At 74.8% G+C, this 18,524-nt stretch carries 17 protein-coding genes; 5 read left to right on the forward strand and 12 right to left on the reverse strand.

The features are described 5' to 3' along the window. Positions 1–25: 25 nt before the first annotated feature. Entirely contained in the window at positions 26–823 is a 798-nt protein-coding gene (locus tag LFA75_RS09850) for an MBL fold metallo-hydrolase (RefSeq protein ID WP_225233467.1), read from the forward strand. A gap of 41 nt (positions 824–864) precedes the next feature. Here LFA75_RS09850 and LFA75_RS09855 read toward each other — a convergent pair whose 3' ends face one another. Further along, the gene (locus LFA75_RS09855) at positions 865–1,245 is read right to left on the reverse strand and encodes a cupin domain-containing protein (RefSeq protein ID WP_225233468.1); all 381 of its coding nucleotides are present in this window, start codon (positions 1,243–1,245) and stop codon (positions 865–867) included. A gap of 110 nt (positions 1,246–1,355) precedes the next feature. Next, a complete protein-coding gene (locus tag LFA75_RS09860; RefSeq protein WP_225233469.1) occupies positions 1,356–2,654 on the reverse strand; it encodes an amidohydrolase family protein in 1,299 nt (432 codons plus the stop codon). 34 nt (positions 2,655–2,688) lie between these two features. Here LFA75_RS09860 and LFA75_RS09865 point away from each other — a divergent pair, with 34 nt between their 5' ends. From LFA75_RS09865 to LFA75_RS09880, 4 genes are all read left to right on the forward strand, one after another. After that, on the forward strand, positions 2,689–3,393 hold the full coding sequence (locus tag LFA75_RS09865; protein WP_225233470.1) for a DedA family protein: 705 nt from the start codon (positions 2,689–2,691) through the stop codon (positions 3,391–3,393). Then, complete coding sequence (locus LFA75_RS09870; RefSeq protein ID WP_225233471.1) at positions 3,390–4,064, forward strand: HAD family hydrolase; 675 nt, start codon at positions 3,390–3,392, stop codon at positions 4,062–4,064. The genes LFA75_RS09865 and LFA75_RS09870 overlap by 4 nt, the downstream gene beginning before the upstream one ends. An 852-nt stretch (positions 4,065–4,916) precedes the next feature. After that, positions 4,917–5,933, forward strand: a complete 1,017-nt coding sequence (locus LFA75_RS09875) for a MinD/ParA family ATP-binding protein (protein ID WP_225233472.1) — start codon at positions 4,917–4,919, stop codon at positions 5,931–5,933. Continuing rightward, positions 5,930–6,544, forward strand: coding sequence for an alpha/beta hydrolase family protein (locus LFA75_RS09880; RefSeq protein WP_225233473.1), 615 nt, complete (start codon positions 5,930–5,932; stop codon positions 6,542–6,544). The genes LFA75_RS09875 and LFA75_RS09880 overlap by 4 nt, the downstream gene beginning before the upstream one ends. A gap of 121 nt (positions 6,545–6,665) precedes the next feature. Here LFA75_RS09880 and LFA75_RS09885 read toward each other — a convergent pair whose 3' ends face one another. The 10 genes from LFA75_RS09885 to mftE all read right to left on the reverse strand — a co-directional run bounded on the left by LFA75_RS09885 (position 6,666) and on the right by mftE (position 18,294). Continuing rightward, the gene (locus tag LFA75_RS09885; protein WP_225233474.1) at positions 6,666–7,574 is read right to left on the reverse strand and encodes an SRPBCC family protein; all 909 of its coding nucleotides are present in this window, start codon (positions 7,572–7,574) and stop codon (positions 6,666–6,668) included. 101 nt (positions 7,575–7,675) lie between these two features. Beyond that, positions 7,676–8,536, reverse strand: coding sequence for an FAD binding domain-containing protein (locus LFA75_RS09890; protein WP_225233475.1), 861 nt, complete (start codon positions 8,534–8,536; stop codon positions 7,676–7,678). Then, positions 8,533–11,004, reverse strand: a complete 2,472-nt coding sequence (locus LFA75_RS09895) for a xanthine dehydrogenase family protein molybdopterin-binding subunit (protein ID WP_225233476.1) — start codon at positions 11,002–11,004, stop codon at positions 8,533–8,535. Before LFA75_RS09895 ends, LFA75_RS09890 begins: the two co-directional genes overlap by 4 nt. Further along, complete coding sequence (locus LFA75_RS09900; RefSeq protein WP_225233477.1) at positions 11,001–11,489, reverse strand: (2Fe-2S)-binding protein; 489 nt, start codon at positions 11,487–11,489, stop codon at positions 11,001–11,003. Before LFA75_RS09900 ends, LFA75_RS09895 begins: the two co-directional genes overlap by 4 nt. A 219-nt stretch (positions 11,490–11,708) precedes the next feature. Beyond that, positions 11,709–12,911 carry an MFS transporter gene (locus LFA75_RS09905; RefSeq protein ID WP_225233478.1) on the reverse strand — a complete coding sequence of 401 codons (1,203 nt, stop codon included), beginning with the start codon at positions 12,909–12,911 and terminating at the stop codon, positions 11,709–11,711. Positions 12,912–12,951: 40 nt separating this feature from the next. Continuing rightward, entirely contained in the window at positions 12,952–14,271 is a 1,320-nt protein-coding gene (locus LFA75_RS09910; protein ID WP_225233479.1) for a sigma-54-dependent transcriptional regulator family protein, read from the reverse strand. A gap of 77 nt (positions 14,272–14,348) precedes the next feature. Next, on the reverse strand, positions 14,349–15,653 hold the full coding sequence (locus LFA75_RS09915; RefSeq protein WP_318250070.1) for a multidrug effflux MFS transporter: 1,305 nt from the start codon (positions 15,651–15,653) through the stop codon (positions 14,349–14,351). A 60-nt stretch (positions 15,654–15,713) separates the two neighbouring features. Beyond that, the gene (gene mftF / locus LFA75_RS09920) at positions 15,714–17,129 is read right to left on the reverse strand and encodes a mycofactocin biosynthesis glycosyltransferase MftF (RefSeq protein WP_225233480.1); all 1,416 of its coding nucleotides are present in this window, start codon (positions 17,127–17,129) and stop codon (positions 15,714–15,716) included. Continuing rightward, a complete protein-coding gene (locus LFA75_RS09925) occupies positions 17,126–17,605 on the reverse strand; it encodes a DUF3995 domain-containing protein (RefSeq protein WP_225233481.1) in 480 nt (159 codons plus the stop codon). Before LFA75_RS09925 ends, mftF begins: the two co-directional genes overlap by 4 nt. Beyond that, complete coding sequence (gene mftE / locus LFA75_RS09930; RefSeq protein WP_225233482.1) at positions 17,602–18,294, reverse strand: mycofactocin biosynthesis peptidyl-dipeptidase MftE; 693 nt, start codon at positions 18,292–18,294, stop codon at positions 17,602–17,604. Before mftE ends, LFA75_RS09925 begins: the two co-directional genes overlap by 4 nt. Positions 18,295–18,524: the final 230 nt, after the last annotated feature.

The raw sequence follows: 18,524 nt of genomic DNA on the forward strand, positions 1-18,524 counted from the left end.
CCGCCGACCGGGGTAGAGCAGGGCGATGCCTGACGACGACGTCTCCCTGACCTTCGGCGGGACCGCCACCACGCTGCTGCGGCTGGGCCCGTTCACCCTGCTCACCGACCCGAACTTCCTGCACCGCGGCCAGTGGGCGCACCTCGGGTACGGCCTGCGCAGCCGACGGCTCACCGACCCGGCGATCACGCCGGCCGACCTGCCCGAGCTCGACGGGGTGCTGCTGTCCCACATGCACGGCGACCACTGGGACCGCATAGCCACCGCGGAGCTGGCGAAGGACCTCCGCGTGGTGACCACCCCGGAGGCGGCCCGGTGCCTGGCCGACCGCGGGTTCACCTCGACCGAGGACCTCCGGCCCTGGCAGACCACCTCCCTCGACCGGGACGGAGCGGTGCTGCGGGTGACCTCGGTGCCCGGCGTGCACGGCCCCGGCCCGCTCGCCCGGCTGCTGCCGCAGGTGATGGGCAGCGTGCTGGAGCTGGTCCGGGACGGCGAGGTGCGCTGGCGGGGCTACGTCAGCGGGGACACCCTGCTCCGCCCGGTGCTGGCCGAGGTGCTCGAGCGCTGCGGACCGCTGGACGCGATGGTGCCGCACCTGGGCGGCACCAAGATCGGCCCGTTCCTGGTCACGATGGACGCCCGCCAGGGCACCGACCTGGTCCACCTGCTGCGGCCGGGGGTGACCGTGCCGGTGCACTACGACGACTACGGCGTCTTCCGCGACCCGCTGGGCAACTTCGTGCACGAGGTGGCGCGGCGGCGGGCCCCGGGCGTCGTCCGGACCGTGGCGCGGGGGCAGACGGTCTCCCTCCGCGCCTGAGTCAACCGCGGGCCTCCTGCGCGCGGCCGGTCCCTCCGTGATCAGTGCTGGTGGTCATCCACGAAGGCGATGTCGAAGGCCTTGTTGGTGATGAAGAGGAACGTCACGTCGGCGTCGTCCGTCGCCCCGTGCTGCATGGTCCCGCCCTCGGGGAACCAGACGAAGCTGCCGACGCCGTGGTCGCCCTGGTGGGTCCGCAGGGTGCCCTCCAGGACGTAGACGCCGTGCGCGCACGGGTGCGTGTGCCAGGGGTTGGTGAACCCGGCGCGGTAGACCATCTTCAGCACCGTCACCCCGGTCTCGGGATCGCTGACCAGGGGCACGTGCTCCAGCTCCGCCCCGATGGCCGGGACCGGGAAGAGCTCCCAGGCCGCGGTGGTCGTGTCGACGACGGTGAGCTCGACGGGCTGCGTGGCGGTCACGGGTTCTCCTCCGGGGGCACTGGCTGACCGGGCCGACCCTCGTCCCCCCGGGTTGCCCCTGGGTCACGGCCGGAACACGTTCGCGGGTCACCGCGACCGCGCCGGCCCCCTCACCCGCGCGCCTCGGCGGCCAGCCGGAGGGCCCGGGTCTGCACCTGGGCGCGCAGCTCCGCCTCGTCGACGGTGGTGGACACGCCGTCCCGGACCACCTGGCGGCCGGCCACCCAGGTGTCCCGGACGTGCCGGGAGCCCACCGACCACACCAGGTGGGTGATCAGGTCGGTGATGTCGCCGACCGGGGTGAAGGCGATGTCGTCGGTGTCCAGGTGCACCAGGTCGGCCCGCCGGCCGACGACCAGCTGGCCCAGGTCGGGTCGGTCGACCGCGTCCGCGGCGGCGCCGGTGGCCAGCCAGAACGCCTCCGGTGCGGTCAGCGCCAGGGCGTCCCGCTCGCGGAGCCGGGCCAGCTGGGCGGCCAGCCGTAGGTCCTCGAACAGGTCCAGGTTGTCGTTGGACGCCGGACCGTCGGTGCCCATCCCGACCCGGATGCCCAGGTCGAGCATGTCCCGCAGCCGTGCGGTGCCGCTGGCCAGCTTCGCGTTGGACCCGGGGCAGTGCGCCACGGCGACGTCGTACTCCCGCCACAGCTCGAGGTCGGCGTCGTCCATGTGCACGCAGTGGTCGCCCAGCACCCGCCCGCCGAGGACGTCGTGCGAGGCCAGCAGCGAGGGCACGCTCAGCCCGTGCTCGGTGAGCAGGTCGGCGCCCTCGGTCGCGGTCTCGGCGACGTGGATGGTCAGCAGCAGCCCGTGCTCGCGTGCGGCCAGGCCGGCCTCGCGCAGCACCGGCAGCGGCACCGTGTAGGCCGAGTGCGGCCCGATCCCGTACTCCACCTGCGCGTCCGAGGACGACGCGAGCCCGACCGCGGTCTGCAGCTGCTCGTCGAAGGTGCCGTAGCCGGGCAGCCCGATGAGCGGGTTGGCGACGATCGAGCGGGCACCGGTCGCCCGCACCGCCGACGCGATCCGCTCGGGCTGGAAGTACATCTCGACGCTGGTGGTCACCCCGTGCCGCAGCATCTCCGCCGAGGCCGCGGTCATGGCGACCTCGATGTCCTCCGGGGTCAGCCGGGCCTCCCGCGGCCACATGACCTCGCGCAGCCAGCGGTCCAGCGGCAGACCCTCGCCCTGGCCGCGGAACAGCACCATCGGCGCGTGCGAGTGCGTGTTGACCATCCCGGGGGTCAGCACACCGGGCAGCCGGGTCACCTCGGCGTCCGAGGGGGGCGCGTCGGCCGCGGGGCCGACCCAGCTGATCAGCCCGTCCTCGACGTCCAGCACGGCATCGGGGACGACGGTGCCGGCCCGGTCACCGACGACGACGGCCCGGGCGGTGAATCGCTGCGTCATGCCCCCGGACGCTAGCCGCCGATACCGTGGGCGCATGTCTGTCCTCGCCGCGACCTCGTCCGACCAGGGTGGCATCACCGGCTTCCTGCTCGACCTGATCGAGACCCTGGGTCCGGTCGGGGTCGGGCTGACCATCTTCATCGAGACCGTCGTCCCGCCGATCCCCAGCGAGGTCGTGCTCAGCGCGGCCGGGGTGCTGATCAACGACGGCCGGATGGCGCTGGTCCCGACCATCCTGTTCGCCACCCTGGGCTCGGTGCTCGGCGCCGCGGTGCTCTACCAGGTCGGCCGGTCCCTGGGCCCCCGCCGGTCGCACGCGTTCCTCGACCGGCTGCCGCTGGTGAAGACCGCCGACGTGGACCGGACCTTCGAGTGGTTCGAGCGGCACGACCGCCCCGCCGTCTTCTTCGGCCGCATGGTGCCGATCGTGCGCAGCTTCGTCTCGGTGCCGGCCGGGGTGGTCAAGATGCCGTGGGCGCAGTTCCTGGCCTACACGACGCTGGGCTCGCTGATCTGGAACTCGCTGCTGATCGGCCTCGGGGTGGCCCTGGGCGACGTGGTCAACGACTACCTGCAGTACTTCGACTACGTCATCTACGTCGCCGTGGTCGCCGTCGTCGTCTGGTTCGTCGTCCGCGGGGTGCGCGAGCGCCTGCACCAGGGCGACGCCGAGCCCGACCGCAGCGCGGCCGACCGCCTGCTGGAGACCGAGCGGCGCCGGGACGACGAGGACCGGTGACCCGCACGCGGCCCGTGGTGGTCGCCTTCGACGTGAACGAGACGCTGCTGGACCTGTCCCCCGTCCGGCAGGCGCTGGTCGACCGCGGGGTGTCCGCCGAGCTCTTCCCGGCGGTGTTCTCCCGGACGCTGGGCACCGGGTTCGCCGGGACCGTCGCCGGCAGCTGGTGCCGGTTCCGCGACGCCTTCGACACCGCGCTGGTGCAGCTCACCGACCTGTCCGCCGCCGACCGGTCCGCGGTGGCCGACCGGTTCGCCGACACGTCCCCGCACCCCGACGTGGCCCCCGCCCTCGAGCTGCTGGCCGACGCCGGGGTCCGGTTGGTCACGCTGACCCACGGCGCACCCGGGATCGCCGAGGCCGGCCTCGCCCGCGGCGGGGTGGCCCACCTGGTCGAGCGGTCGCTGTCCTCGGAGGCGATCCGGGCCTGGAAGCCGGCCCGCGAGGTCTACCTGTGGGCCGCCGGGGTGTGCGACGTCGTCCCGGCGGACCTGGCGCTCGTCGCCGTCCACGCCTGGGACGTGCACGGCGCCCAGCGGGCCGGGCTGACCGGTGGGTGGTCGGCCCGCACCGAGCGCCGGCACGCGCCGGTCTTCGACCCGCCGCACGTGTCCGGCGAGGACCTGGTCGCGGTGGCGCAGGGCCTGGTGTCGCTGCCCCCGACCGGGTGATCGGGCAGGCCGGGCGCGCGCTGCTGCACTAGCGTGATCGCGTCCGACCGGCACCGGCCGGTACCTCGCCGACTCCCGATGGGGGCCCATCCGTGTCCGACCGCCCAGCCGACCCGACCCCCGACGATCCCGCCGCCGAGGCCGGGACGCCGTCGGAGGAGGCCCGCCGGAAGACGGACGGCGACCGCTGGCAGGCCTCGCTGGACAGCTGGTCCACCGACGGCGCGCAGGCCGGCGCGGACGAGGAGCGCGGCACCCAGGAGATCCGGCTGTCCCCACCCCCCGGCGGCCCGGCCGCCGAGTCGTGGGAGCAGACCGCCCAGCAGCCCAGCGTGCCCGCCGAGGAGCGCTCCTGGGAGCAGCACTCGCAGGAGCACATCGCATCCTGGCAGCAGCCGCCGTCCTGGCAGCAGGCCGCCGAGGCCGAGCGCCCCCGCACCGAGGCGCCGGCCGAGCAGCCAGCGCCCAGCTGGCGACCGGCCGACCAGCCCGTCGGCCAGCCGGCCTCCTGGGAGCAGCAGCCGTCCTGGGAGCAGCAGCGCTCCTGGGAGCAGGCGCCGCAGCAGCAGGTGCCGTCGCACCAGGTCAACCAGCAGGCCCCGCAGCAGCCGGCCTGGGAGCCGCCGCCGGGCGCCCGTCCGTGGGAGCAGCAGCTGCAGGCACCCCAGCCCGCCGCCCCGGCCGCCCAGCCCGNCAGCGATGAGAGACACGTATAAAGTTGCAGTAGCAGAGGGACTATGTGGATGAGTAAGATGGTGATAAGAGTAAGAGAGGGGGCGAGAATTTTTTTTTTTTTAACGGTATGCGCCGCCAGCGTAACATGCATAGTGGTTAGCGTCGGCAGCTTCGTATGTGTGTAAGGGACAGAGCCAGGGCAGCGCCACCTGGACGCCGGACCAGCAGTCCGGTCAGCCGCAGCCCGCCGGTCCCCCGCCCTCGTTGACCTCGCAGTCGCTGCTGCGCCAGGCCGCCGAGACGCCGACCCGCGGTTGGCGACGGTTCCTGCACAAGGCCAGCGGTGGCACGGTGAACCCGGGTCTGTCCCAGGCCGAGATCGAGCACCGCGCCCTGGTGCAGCGGGTGACCACGCCGGTGCGCGGCAGCAACCGCATCGCCGTGGTCTCGCTCAAGGGCGGCATCGGCAAGACCACCACCACCTGCTGCCTCGGCCTGACGCTGGCCCACCACCGCGGTGACCGGGTGGTCGCCGTGGACGCCAATCCCGACGCCGGCACGCTGGCCGAGCGGCTGACCAACGTCACCGACGTGACCGTGCGCGACCTGCTCGCCGCCACCGACCGGATCCGGTCCTTCACCGACGTCTCGGCGTTCACCTCGCTGGCCGGCCGGCTGCAGGTGCTGGCCAGCGACCAGGACCCGGCGCTGTCGGAGGCGTTCAGCGAGGAGGAGTACACGACCGTCGCGGACATCCTGGCGCGGTACTTCAACATCATCCTGACCGACTCCGGCACCGGCCTGCTGCACTCGGCGATGTCCGGGACGCTGGCCATCGCCGACTCCCTGGTGGTCGTCGGCGCCCCGTCGGTGGACGGCGCCAGCCGGGCCAGCAAGACCCTGGACTGGCTGATCGCGCACGGGCACGAGGAGCTGGTCTCCCGGTCGGTGGCGGTCATCTCCAGCGTCCGGCCGAACACCGGGGACGTGGACATGGGCATGGTGCGGGCGCACTTCGCCGCCCGCTGCCGCGCCGTGGTGGAGATCCCCTACGACACCCACCTGGTCACCGGCGGGCTGATCGACCTCGACCGCGTGGGTGCCCCGGCCCGCCAGGCCTACCTGGAGCTGGCCGCGCACGTGGCCGACGGCTTCGCGCTGCCGCCGCTGACCCGCCGGCCCGCCACCGCGTGAGCCCCCGCGACGTCGACACGCCCCTGGGCCCGGCCCGGGTCACCGTCGACGACCCGGCGGGCCCGCCGGTGGGCACGCTGCTGCTGGGCCACGGCGCCGGCGGCGGCATCGAGGCCCCGGACCTGCTGGCCGCCACCGACGCCGCCGTCGCCGGCGGCTGGCGGGTGCTCCGGGTCGAGCAGCCCTGGCGGGTGGCCGGCAAACGGGTGGCCGCGGCTCCCCCGCGGCTGGACGAGGGCTGGACGGCGATCCACGCCGGCATCGTCGACCTGCTGACCGGGCCCGTGGTCTTCGGCGGCCGCAGCGCCGGGGCCCGGGTGGCCTGCCGGACGGCGGGGCCGCTGGGTGCCAGCGCCGTGCTGTGCCTGGCGTTCCCGCTGCACCCGCCGGGCAAGCCGGACAAGAGCCGGGCGCACGAGCTGACCGGCGTCGACGTCCCGGTGCTGGTCGTGCAGGGCGACAGCGACGCGTTCGGCGGCCCCGCCGAGGTGCAGGGCGCGCTGGGCGACCACCGGGCGCAGGTGGTGGCCGTGCGCGGCGACCACGCGCTGAAGGCCGTCCCGTCCGCCGTCCGGTCCGCCGTCGCCACCTGGCTCGCCGCCCTCGCCTGACGCCCTGGCCTCAGCATGGATCAGGGGGGTGCCGCAAAGTCCGTCCTCCTGCACCAGATCTGGCGCAGGAGGACGGAGTTCGCGGCACCCCCCTGATCAACGCTCCGGGGAGCGGGTGGGGCTACTTGCGGATGCGGCGGACCAGCAAGGCGACCAGCACCAGGGCGCCGACGCCGATCGCGGCGGGCTTGGCGAACTGGGTGAACGCCGCGCCGCCGGCGACCTCGAGCAGGTCGATCGGCTCGGGCTCGGCCTGGACCGCCCGGGGGCGGGAGGCGGCCGGACCGCTGGTGCCGGGCTTGTTCGCCGGACCCGTGGTGCCGGTCGGCGGCTTGGACGGCGCCTTCTTGGCGGGCTTGGCCGCCTCGCCCGCCGCGTCGGCTGCCTGGTCGGCGGCGGCCGCGGTGGCTGCCCCGGCCTTGCGGGCGGCCTCGGCGATCGGGGTGTCGGCGTCAGTGCTGGCCACGGACTCCGCGACCTCGCCGACCGCACCGGCGGCGGTGGCGGCGGCCTCGGCCGCCTTGCCCTTGACGGTGGGCTCCTGCTGCTGGGCGGCGGCCTCGAGGTCGAGGGCGTGCTGCTCGTCGCTGGTGCCCAGCTGGGCGGCCAGCTTGTCGGCGAACTGGCCGAGCAGCTTGTTGCCGACGTCGGTCATCACGCCGCGGCCGAACTGGGCCGGCCGGCCGGTGATGTTCAGGTCGGTGAGCACGTTGACCCGGGTCGAGGTGCCCTCGTCCTGCAGCTGGGCGGTGACGACGGCCGCGGCCGTGCCGTTGCCGCGCTGGTCCTTGCCGCGGGCGTCGATGACCGCCTTGTGGGTGGCCTCGTCCTTCTCGATGAAGGAGGCCTTGCCGGCGTAGGTGAGGTTGATCGGGCCGAGCTTGACCTTCACGCGTCCGGTGAAGTCGTCGCCGTCGACGGAGTCCAGCGCCGCACCGGGCATGCACGGAGCGATCCGCTCGATGTCCAGCAGCACCTTCCATGCGTCGTCGATGGGGACGGGGACGAGGAAAGAGTTCTCCAACTGCACTGGTGGACCTCCGGGTGGTGTGTGCGGACGACGGCCGGCCCACCCGCGAGAGGGGTGGACCGGCCGGCGTCCGGGGGACGTGCTGGAGCCTGCTGGCGACGCTACAGCCCGGCGGCCGCCCGCACCGCTCGTCCGGTCAGCACCCTGGCCAGGTGCTGGCGGTAGTCGGCCTGCGCGTTGAGGTCGCTGCTGGGCTCGGTGCCCTCGGCGGCCTGCGCGGCGGCCGCGGTGACGGTCTCCAGGCTGACGTCGGCACCGACCAGGGCCTGCTCCACGGCGGTGGCCCGCAGCGGGGTGGAGCCCATGTTGGTCAGGCCGATCCGGGCCTCGGCGATCGTCGAGCCCTCCCGGCGCACCGCCGCGGCGACGGCCACGATCGACCACGCCTGGGCGACCCGGTTGAACTTCTCGTACCGGACCCCCCAGCCCTCGCCGAGCTTGGGCACCCGGATCTCGACGAGCAGCTCGCCGTCCTCCAGCGCCGTCGTCAGGTAGTCGACGAAGAACGCCGCGGCCGGCACCGAGCGCCGCGCACCACCGGGACCGGCGATGACGAACTCGGCGTCCAGCGCCAGGGCCACCGCCGGCAGGTCACCGGCGGGGTCGGCGTGCGCCAGGGCGCCGCCGAAGGTGCCGCGGTGCCGGACGGCGGGGTCGGCGACGGTCTCGGTGGCCTCGGCGATGAGCTTCCCGTACCGGGCGATCAGCGGGTCGCGGAGGATGTCCGAGTGGGTGGTCATCGACCCGATGACGAGCGAGTCGCCGTCCTCGCGGACGCCGCGCAGCTCGGTCACCTTCGTCAGGTCGACGACGGTCTCGGGTGCGGCCAGCCGCAGCCGCATGACCGGGATGAGCGACTGCCCACCGGCCATGATCTTGACGTCCTCCCCGCCGGCGGCGATGGCCGACAAGGCCTCGTCGACGGTGGTGGGGCGGGCGTACGCGAACGCAGCGGGGATCACTTCGCCTCCTCGTAACCGGACTCGGTGGTGCGGGCGCCGCCGTAGGCGTTGCTGCCCTCGGCAGCGCGTGCCCCGCCGTCCCCGCCCTGGTGGATGGCCCGCCAGACCCGCTCGGGGGTCAGCGGCATGAGGATGTCCTTTACCCCGAGGTGCCGGACGGCGTCCAGCGCGGCGTTGACCACGGCCGGGGTGCTGGCGATGCAGCCGGCCTCGCCGACGCCCTTGGCGCCCAGCGGGTTGCTGGTCGCCGCGTGCGTGGTGTTGCCGGTGTGGAAGGTCGGCAGGTCCATGGCCGAGGGCACCAGGTAGTCCACGAAGGTGCCGGTGGTCAGGTTGCCGTCGGCGTCGTAGATCGCCTCCTCGTACAGGGCCTGGCTGATGCCCTGGGCGAGCCCGCCGTGCATCTGGCCCTCGACGATGATCGGGTTGACGATGTTGCCGATGTCGTCGACGCAGGCGTACTTGCGGATCTTGACGAACCCGGTGTCGGTGTCGACCTCCATCGCGCACAGGTGGGTGCCGTGCGGGAAGGAGAAGTTCACCGGGTCGAACGCCGCCTCGGCGTCGATCGAGGGCTCGATGCCCTCCGGGTAGTCGTGCGCGGCGAAGATCGCCAGGGCGATCTCCTGGATGCCCAGCCCGGCGCCCGGCGTCCCCTTGACGGAGAACTTCCCGCCGGAGAACTCCAGGTCGTCCTCGCTGGCCTCGAGCAGGTGCGCGGCGATCTTGCGGGCCTTGGCCACGACCTTCTCGGCGGCCTTGACCACCGCGGTGCCACCGACGACCAACGAGCGCGAGCCGTAGGTGTCCAGGCCGCGGGCGCTGACCGCGGTGTCGCCGTGCAGCACCTCGATGTCCTCGAAGGGCACACCCAGCTGGTCGGCGGCGATCTGGCTCCAGGCCGTCTCGTGGCCCTGGCCGTGCGGGGTGGAACCGGTGATGACCTCGACCTTGCCGGTGGGCAGCATCCGGATGGAGGCCTGCTCCCAGCCGCCGGCGCCGAAGGCCAGCGAGCCGAGCACCCGGGAGGGGGCCAGGCCGCACATCTCGGTGAACGTCGAGATGCCGATGCCCAGCTGGACCGGGTCACCGGACTCGCGGCGCTGCTTCTGCTCCGCGCGCAGCTCGTCGTAGCCCAGCAGCTCGAGCGCGGCCTGGGTGGCCTGCTCGTAGTCGCCGGAGTCGTACTGCAGGCCCGCCACCGAGGTGAACGGGAACTCCTCGGCGTTGATCCAGTTCTTGCGGCGCAGCTCCATGGGGTCCATGTCGAGCTCGACAGCCAGCTCGTCCATGATCCGCTCGATCGCGAACGTGGCCTCGGGCCGACCGGCACCGCGGTAGGCGTCGGTGGGCACCTTGTTGGTGAACACGCCGTCGCACTCGAAGCGGTAGGCCGGGAACTTGTAGATGCCCGGGAACATGAAGGCGCCCAGCGCCGGCACGCCCGGGGTGATCAGCCGCAGGTAGGCACCCATGTCGGCCAGCAGGCGCACCCGCAGGCCGGTGACGGTGCCGTCCTTCTTGGCGGCGACGTCGATGAACTGGACCTGGTCGCGCCCGTGGTGGGCGGTCATCAGGGACTCCGAGCGGGTCTCGGTCCACTTCACCGGCTTGCCGAGGCGGCGGGCCACCAGCAGCGCCAGGATCTCCTCCGGGCAGACCTGCAGCTTGCCGCCGAAGCCGCCGCCGACGTCGGGGGCCACCACGCGGAGCTTGTGCTCGGGGATGCCGGTGGTCAGGGCGCCCATGACCCGCAGGATGTGCGGGATCTGGGTGGCCGACCACAGCGTGTAGTTGTCGCCGGAGACGCCGACCACGGCCGAGCGCGGCTCCATGAACGCCGGGATCAGGCGCTGCTGGACGAAGCGGCGGGACACGGTGACCTCGGCGTCGGCGAAGGCCGCGTCGGTGTCGGTGCCCGTGCCGGCCTCGCCGGCGTCGAAGACGAAGTGGTAGCTGGTGTTGGAGCTGGTGGAGGCGTGGACCAGGTCGGCGCCGTCCTTGACGGCCTCCTCCATGTCCAGCACGACCGGGATGTTGGTGTAGTCGACGTCGATGGCCTCGACGGCGTCCACCGCGGCGGTGCGCGTGCGGGCGACGACGATGGCGACGGCCTCGCCGACGTGGTTCACGGTGTCCACGGCGATCGAGGGGTGGCCGGGGTTGACCATGTCCGGGGTGACCGGCCAGGCGCAGGGGATGCTGCCCTGCTCGTCCTTGAAGTCCTGCCCGGTGAAGACCGCGACCACGTTCGGGCGGTCCTTCGCGGCGCTGACGTCGAGGTTGCTGATCGTGCCGTGCGCGACCGGGCTGCGCAGGAACGCCATGTGCAGCATCCCCGGCAGGACCATGTTGTCGGTCCAGTTGGTCTTGCCCGTGATGAGTCGGCCGTCCTCCTTGCGGAGGCGGGCCGAGCCGACCTCCTTGGCCGGCTCGGTGACGGTGGTGGGCTCGTCGGTGAGGGTCATGCCTGTGCTCCCGTCGTGGTGGAGCTCATCTCGCCCGCGGCCTGCTGCACCGCGCGGACGATGTTGACGTAGCCGGTGCACCGGCAGAGGTTGCCCTCGATGCCCTCGCGGATCTCGTGCTCGCTCGGGTTCGGGTTGTTCTTGAGCAGGTCGATCGAGGCCATGATCATCCCGGGCGTGCAGTAGCCGCACTGCAGGCCGTGCTGCTCGTGGAAGGCCTTCTGCATCGGGTGCAGGGTCGCGCCGTCGGCGATGCCCTCGATGGTGGTGACCTCGCTGCCGTCGGCCTGGACGGCCAGCACGGTGCAGGACTTCACGCTCTCGCCGTCCAGGTGGACGGTGCAGGCGCCGCAGTTGCTGGTGTCGCAACCGACGACCGTGCCCACCTTGCCGAGCTGTTCCCGCAGGTAGTGGACCAGGAGTGTTCTGGGCTCGACGTCGTCCACGTAGGACGCCCCGTCGACCCGCACGTTGATCTGCGTCATGTACTCCGCCTCGTTGCAGGGTCGTGTGACAGCGGTCGCCCGCCACCTGGCCCGAGTGTGCCGACGGACACAGTCCTTAGGCCACGCTTACCTGGCGGACCGCACTCGGGACAGCCCGCGTGTGCGGAGACAACAGGCCTGTGGGTCCGCAGAGGCCGACCGGACGGCGACCGGATGCCGCAGCTGCTGGAGCGTGCAACGTTGCAGGCCTGTTGCAGCTCAGCCGGCGCGGAGCTCCCGGCGGCGCAGCGCGGCCGACCAGGCCAGCACCCCGAGCCCCAGCACCGCCAGCACGACACCGACCACCGCGGTGGACTCGTACCCCCACCCGGCGGCGATGACCGCCCCGCCCAGCAGGGCGCCGACGCCGTTGGCCGCGTTCAGCGCGGAGTGGTTGAGCGCGGCGCCCAGCAGCTCGGCGCCCACCGCGACCTCCATCAGCCGCAGCTGCAGGGTCACCACCAGCACCGACGTGACGATCGTGATGCAGAACGCCAGGACGACGAGGGACACCGGGTTGCGCGCGGCCACGTACACCGCGCCCAGCAGCACCCCGGTGGCCGCCATCGACCAGACCAGCGAGCGGAACAGGGCGACGTCGGCGAGCTTCCCGCCCAGCACCGTGCCGAGCACCCCGCCGACGCCGAAGCAGAGGAGCACCACCGGGACGAACCCTGCGTCCATGCCGGCCACCTCGGTGGTCAGCGGGGCGATGTAGGCGTACAGGGCGAAGAACCCGCCGAACCCGACGACGGCCACCCCGAGGGTCAGCCAGACCTGGGGACGGCGGAGCGCGCCCAGCTCGCTGCGCACGGTGGCCTCGGGGTTGCCCGGGGTGCGCGGCACCAGTGCCAGCACCGCGACGACGGTGAGGACGGCGAGCACCACCACCGCCACGAACGCCGTCCGCCAGCCCAGGTTCTGCCCGAGCCAGGTCGCCGCGGGCACCCCGGCCAGGGTGGCGACCGACAGGCCCAGCATCACCGAGCTGACCGCGCGGCCCTTGAGCTCGGGCGCCACCAGGGAGGCGGCCACCAGCGAGGCCACGCCGAAGTACGCCCCGTGCGGCAGCCCGGCCACGAACCGCGCGGCCAGCAGGGTGCCGTAACCGGGGGCGGCGACGGTCAGCGCCGTGCCCACCAGGAAGGCGACCAGCAGGCCCAGCAGCAGGCCCTTGCGCGGGAGCCGGGCCGCGGTCGCCGCGATCACCGGGGCGCCGACCACCACGCCGAACGCGTAGGCCGAGACCAGGTGGCCCGCGGTGGGGATGTCGACGGCCACGCCGTCGGCGATCTCGGGCAGCAGCCCCATCGTGACGAACTCGCTGACCCCGATGCCCACCGCGCCCAGGGACAGCGCGGCGATGGCCAGCACCGCGCGGCGGGTGTCGAGGGCGGCGGGGCGCGCGGCGGTGGCGGTCACGTGTTCAGAGCTTTCCACCCCGCCCCGCGGGGCCCGGGGATCAGCGGGGGCGCGGGGTGCGGCGCAGCCGGAGCAGCTGGTTGGCCGCGGCGGCCCGGCGGGGCGAGCTCACCGGCAGCACGTCGAGCAGGGCCTGCCAGACGGCGGCGTCGTCGGCGGCTTCGGGGAGCCGACTGTACCGCAGCAGCAGGTCCGGGCGGGGCGCGCGCAGCAGCGCCGCGCGCAGCGAACCCGTCAGCCGGGCGCGGGCGGCCCGCACCCCGGGCGCCTCCGAGCGCGGCAGCACCGGCCCGGCGTAGCGCTCCAGCGCGGTGGCCACCGCGCCGCGGGTCAGCAGCCGGCGGACCTGGTCCAGGTCGGTGTCCAGCGGCGAGGTCAGCCGGTACGGCCGGGACCCGACGAGGTCCTCGCCCAGCAGCTTGCGCACCCGGGACAGCTCGGCCCGCACGGTGACGGCGGCGGCGTCGCCGGCGTGCACCTCCGCGGCCAGCTGCTCGGCGCTGCGGCCCTCGCCGGTCACCGCGGCCTCGGCCAGCAGCAGCACCAGCTCCGAGTGCCGCAGCGACAGCTCGGTGCGGCCGGTGCTGGTGGTCAGGCGGGCCCGCTCGCGGCCCAGCACCTCCAGCAGCGGGGTGGTCGGCACCCGCCGCGGCGGCAGGGCCGGGCCGCCGGCCAGCTGCTCGCGGTGCTGCCAGCGCAGCTCGGACTCCGCGGCCGCCACGGTGGCCCGGACCAGGGTGAGCACGTGCGGGCTCGCGACGTGGTCGCCACCGGTCACGTCGATGGCGCCCAGCAGCACGCCGGTCACCGGGTGGTGCACCGGGGCGGCCGAGCAGCTCCAGGGCTGCACGGTGCGGCTGTAGTGCTCGCTGCCGAAGATCTGCACCGGGGTGTCCAGCGCCAGCGCGGTGCCCGGGGCGTTGGTGCCCACGACGTCCTCGCCCCAGCGGGAGCCGGCGACGAAGTGCATCCGCTCGGCCTGGCCGCGCAGCTGCCGGTCGCCCTCGACCCACAGCACCCGGCCGGCGGCGTCGGTGACCGCCACGATCATCTTGTCGGCCTCGGCGTCGGCGACCAGCAACCGGCGGATCACCGGCATGACCGCGGCCAGCGGGTGCGCCTCCCGGTAGGCGACCAGATCGTCGTCGAGCAGGTCGACCGGGGCGGCCACGCCGTCGGGGTCCACGCCGTTGCCCAGGCTGCGCCGCCAGGACTCCCAGACCACCGGGCGCACGTGCCGGCCGGTCGGGCCGCGACCACCGCGGGTGACCAGCGCCTCGTGCGCAGCGCGCAACCGCCGGGTCACCACCGGGGTGGGCGCGCCGTCGGGCAACGCGAGCCAGGGGTTCACCGTGGTCACGCGCTCACCCGTGGCTGCTCTGCCCAGTGGCTCATGTCATCGCCATGGTGACCTGCGCGGCCCGAATCCGCCAGGACTCAGTCGCCGGCCTCCCACCGCGGCAGCTGCCACGGCCGGACGACGACGGCCAGCACGACCCCGGCGAGGGCGAACGCGGCCACCACCACGGCCCCGATCGCCGCGCCGTCGTTGCCGAGCACGCCGACCACCGGGGCGACGACCGCGCCCACGCCGAACTGGACGGCGCCGAGCATGGCGGCCGCGGTGCCGGCGGACTCGCCGTGCCGGCTCAGCGCGATCGCCGGGGCGTTGGGCAGCGCCAGCCCGCTGCCGGCCAGCACGACCCAGATCGGGATCGCCACGCCGAACAGGCCGCCGGTGCCGGTGGAGGCCAGCACCAGCAGCACGACCCCGGCCGCCCCGGCCAGCGCGAGACCGCCGACCAGGATCGCCTGCGGCTGGAACCGGCGCAGCAGCACCGGGTTGAGCTGGGTCGCCCCGATCAGCCAGACCGCACCGGCGCCGAACAGCAGGCCGAACTGCTGCTCGTCCAGGCCGAACTCGTCCTGGTAGACGAAGGAGGCACCCGAGACGTAGCTGAAGAGCCCGGCCATGGTGAGCCCGGCGACGCCGACCAGGCCGACGAACACCCGGTCCCGGAACAGGGCGGTGTAGGCGCGGGCGGTGCCGCGCAGGCCGCTGCTGTTCCGCCGCTCCGCGGGCAGGGTCTCGGGCAGCGACGCCCCGACGACGAGCACGAGCAGCAGCCCGTAGACCGCCAGCGCGACGAACACCCCGCGCCAGGAGGTGTAGCGCAGCAGCTCCCCGCCGAGGGTGGGCGCGAGCACCGGGGCCGCGCCGATGACCAGGAACAACCGGGACAGCAGCGTCGCCGCTGCCCGTCCGGTGTAGAGGTCGCGGACGACCGCCAGGGCGATCACCGCACCGGCCGCCGTCCCCACGCCCTGCAGCACGCGCAGCGCACCGAGCACCGCGATGTTGGGGGCGATCAGCACGAGCAGGGAGGCCACCACGTGCAGCGCGGTGCCGGCGATCAGCGGGCGCTTGCGGCCGAACCGGTCGGCCAGCGGGCCCAGGACGAGCTGGCCCAGGGCCAGGCCGAGCAGGGTGCCGGTCAGCGTGAGCTGGACCGCGGCCGACGTCGTCCCGAGGTCGTCGGCGATGGTGGGCAGCGCCGGCAGGTACATGTCGATGGTCAGCGGCCCGAGCGCGACGAAGGCGCCCAGGGTGAGGGCGAGCTTCAGCCGGCTCGGCGGCGTGACGGTGGTCGCGGGCGCGGTCTGCCCGGCGGTGCTGGTGGCGGTGCTGATGGCGAGCTCCTCGGCGTCGTCGTGCGGATGGCCCCCGCAGGGACTGCACAGGGAGGCCCAAGGCGCGGCCGGCCGGAGGTGTTCCCCGAACCGCGCGGCGTCACCCGGTGTTCACGTGCGCGGCGGACGGGCCGGGAGCAGCGCGCGGGGGTCGCGGGCCCGCAGCGCGCCGCGCCACAGCCCGACCCCGTAGGCCAGGTCCTCCAGCCGGCGGCCGGCCGCGAAGCGCAGCAGGCCCACCTGGTGCCGGTGCGGCCACCAGGCGCCGACCGCGTCGACCACCGCGGCCGCCGCGGCCAGCCGGCGGACCTTGCGCACCCCGAGCAGCGGGACGACGAGCGGCCAGTGGTGCCGGGTGACCGACCGGGCCAGCGTCCGGCCCGCCGACCAGGTGCCCCGGACGACGAGGCCGGCGGCCAGCTGCACCGGTGGCGGGTCGCCCAGCCGGTCGGCCAGCCGCCGGGTCGCCACGGCGAGCACCCCGGCCGCGGCGACCGCGCCGGGCCGGCCACCGAGCAGCACCAGGCCCCAGGCCGCCGCCGACCACGGGGACATCACGACCGGGGCGACCGCCGCCCCGTGCCGCTCGGCCAGCAGCGCGGCGCCGGTGCCGTAGTAGGCCCGCCGCCGCAGCCAGTCCGCCGTCCGCGCGGGGTGCTCGTGGGCGACCCGGGCCGCCGGCTCGTAGCGCACCCGCCAGCCGGCCGCGGCCAGCCGCCAGACCAGGTCGACGTCCTCGGCGACCTGCATGGACTCGTCGAAACCGCTGTCCAGGGCTATGCGCCGGACCAGCAGGGCCGCGCTGGGCACGTAGGACACCCCGGTCAGCGGCGCCACCGGCGCGGGGTGGGCCCCCATGTCCAGGGCGCTGACGGCGTCCTCGTACCCGCTGACCCAGCCCCGGCGGTCGGCCGGCAGCGCCACGACCCGGGGCGCGACGACGGCCAGCCGGGGGTCGGCCAGGTGCGCGGCGAGCACGCCCAGCCATCCCGGGACCGGGACGCAGTCGGAGTCCAGGAAGGCCACGGCGGGCGTGGTCGCCGCGGCCAGGCCGGCGTTGCGGGCGGCCGAGGGACCCCGGGCGGTGTCGTGCCGGATCACCCGTGCGCCGTGCGCGGCGCAGACGGCGGCCTGCGCCGCCGGGTCGGCCGACCCGTCGTCCACGACGAGCACCGGGACGCCGGGCAGGTCGGCCCGCAGCGCGGCCAGCAGCCGGGCCAGCTCGGCGGTGCGGTCCTTGACCGGGACGACGACGGTGGTGCCGGCCGGGTCGACGGGGTCCAGCGCCGGGTGGGCCAGGCCGGTGTCCAGCAGCCGGGCGGCCAGCGCGGCCGTCGTCGGGTCGGTGACCACCAGCTCGTCGCCGGCCAGCAGGGCGCGGGCGCGGGGGGCCAGCCGGAGCAGCCGCAGCGGGGACCCGCCGAGCAGGGTGGCGCCGCCGTCCCGCCGTCGGGTGCGGGGGTCGAGCACGACCCGGAACCCGTCGGGCAGGCGCCCGGCGGGCGGTGGGGCGATCGGCGCGGTCATCGGCGGTCCCACACGGCCGGGGCGCACCAGGCGGCCAGACCCAGCAGCAGGCCCCACACCCAGAACCAGGGTTCCCAGAGCAGCGCCCGGGTCAGCAGGACGCCGTCGGCCGGCGGCGTCGTCGGGGTGACCGCACCGGTGAGGACCAGCAGCACCCCCACCTGCTGGGCCAGTCCGTAGAGCACCAGCACGGCGGCCCCGGCCCAGGCGGTGCGCAGCAACCAGCGCCGGGGCAGCCGGCCGGGACAGGTGGCCAGGACGACCCCCAGCGCAGCGCCGACGGCCTTCGCCAGCCCGGTCACCCAGGCCAGGGCCAGCACGGTCGGGTCGCCCTCGCGCGCGAGCTCCTCGATCCGGCCGCCCAGGCTGCTGATCCCGACGGTGGACCCCAGGCCCCACGCGAAGGAGAGCAGCGCGAAGAGCCCGCCGACGACCGCGGACGCCCAGCCGGGCCACCGCCACGCGGGCCGGTTCACCCGCGCAGCCGACCGTCGGGGCCGAGGTCCCAGCCGTCGACCGCGGCGACCAGCCGGTCCACCAGCCCGGCGAGGAACTGCTCCCCCTCGCCGGCCGACGCCCCGGTCGGGTCGCCGAGCACGCCGTTCGGGCTGACCGCGGCCACCCCGCCGGACCGCAGCCGGGGCAGCAGCTCGGCGATCGGCGCGGTCTCCCCGGGTTCGGCCAGGTCGGTCCGCACGGCGGCAGGTTCCACGTGCAACAGCAGAGAGGTCTCGGTCCGGCCGGCGTGCGCGTCGCCGCCGGGCACGCCGCAGGGGAACCAGGCGACGTCCCGGCCCTCGTGCCGCAGCAGCGGGACGGCGGCCCGCAGTGCCTCCAGGTTGCCGCCGTGCCCGTTGACCACCAGCAGCCGGCCCGCCCAGCGACCGGCCGACCGGCCCAGCTCGACGAGCACCGTGGTCAGCGCCTGCGTGCCGATCGACACCGTGCCCGGGAAGCCCTCGTGCTCACCGCTGGCGCCGTAGGCCAGCGGCGGACCCAGCAGCAGGTCCGGCCGACGGTCCACCAGCCCGGCCGCGGCCGCCGCGGCCACCGTGGTGTCGGTGCCCAGCGGCAGGTGCGGGCCGTGCTGCTCCACCGACCCCAGCGGGACGACGACGGTCGGCCGGTCGCCCAGCTCGGGCGACCGGGCACCCGCCAGGCTCACCACCGCTGCGCCACCGCGCGCTCGGCCGATGCGACGGCGGCCGCCACCCCGCCCGGGGCCAGGCAGTCACCGATCCGGTGCACCGGGACGCCGTCCGGCACGGCCGGGCCGTCCAGCGGGGTCGGGTGGGTGGCGGTCACGACCCAGTCCACCACCCGGGTCTCGACGGTGTCGGTGAGGTGGTGCAGCAGGGTGACCTGCCGCCGCCCGTCCGGGCGCGCGGCCACCGC

Origin of the sequence: Klenkia terrae, assembly GCF_900491935.1 — a bacterium.
GTDB classification, from domain to species: Bacteria; Actinomycetota; Actinomycetes; order Mycobacteriales; family Geodermatophilaceae; genus Klenkia; species Klenkia terrae.

Coding starts and splice junctions, on each gene's coding strand:
- LFA75_RS09860 (WP_225233469.1), bottom strand. CDS start 2,654: ATGACGCAGCGATTCACCGCCCGGGCCGTCGTCGTCGGTGACCGGGCC.
- mftF (WP_225233480.1), bottom strand. CDS start 17,129: ATGACCGCGCCGATCGCCCCACCGCCCGCCGGGCGCCTGCCCGACGGG.
- LFA75_RS09850 (WP_225233467.1), top strand. CDS start 26: ATGCCTGACGACGACGTCTCCCTGACCTTCGGCGGGACCGCCACCACG.
- LFA75_RS09895 (WP_225233476.1), bottom strand. CDS start 11,004: ATGACCCTCACCGACGAGCCCACCACCGTCACCGAGCCGGCCAAGGAG.
- LFA75_RS09900 (WP_225233477.1), bottom strand. CDS start 11,489: ATGACGCAGATCAACGTGCGGGTCGACGGGGCGTCCTACGTGGACGAC.
- LFA75_RS09865 (WP_225233470.1), top strand. CDS start 2,689: ATGTCTGTCCTCGCCGCGACCTCGTCCGACCAGGGTGGCATCACCGGC.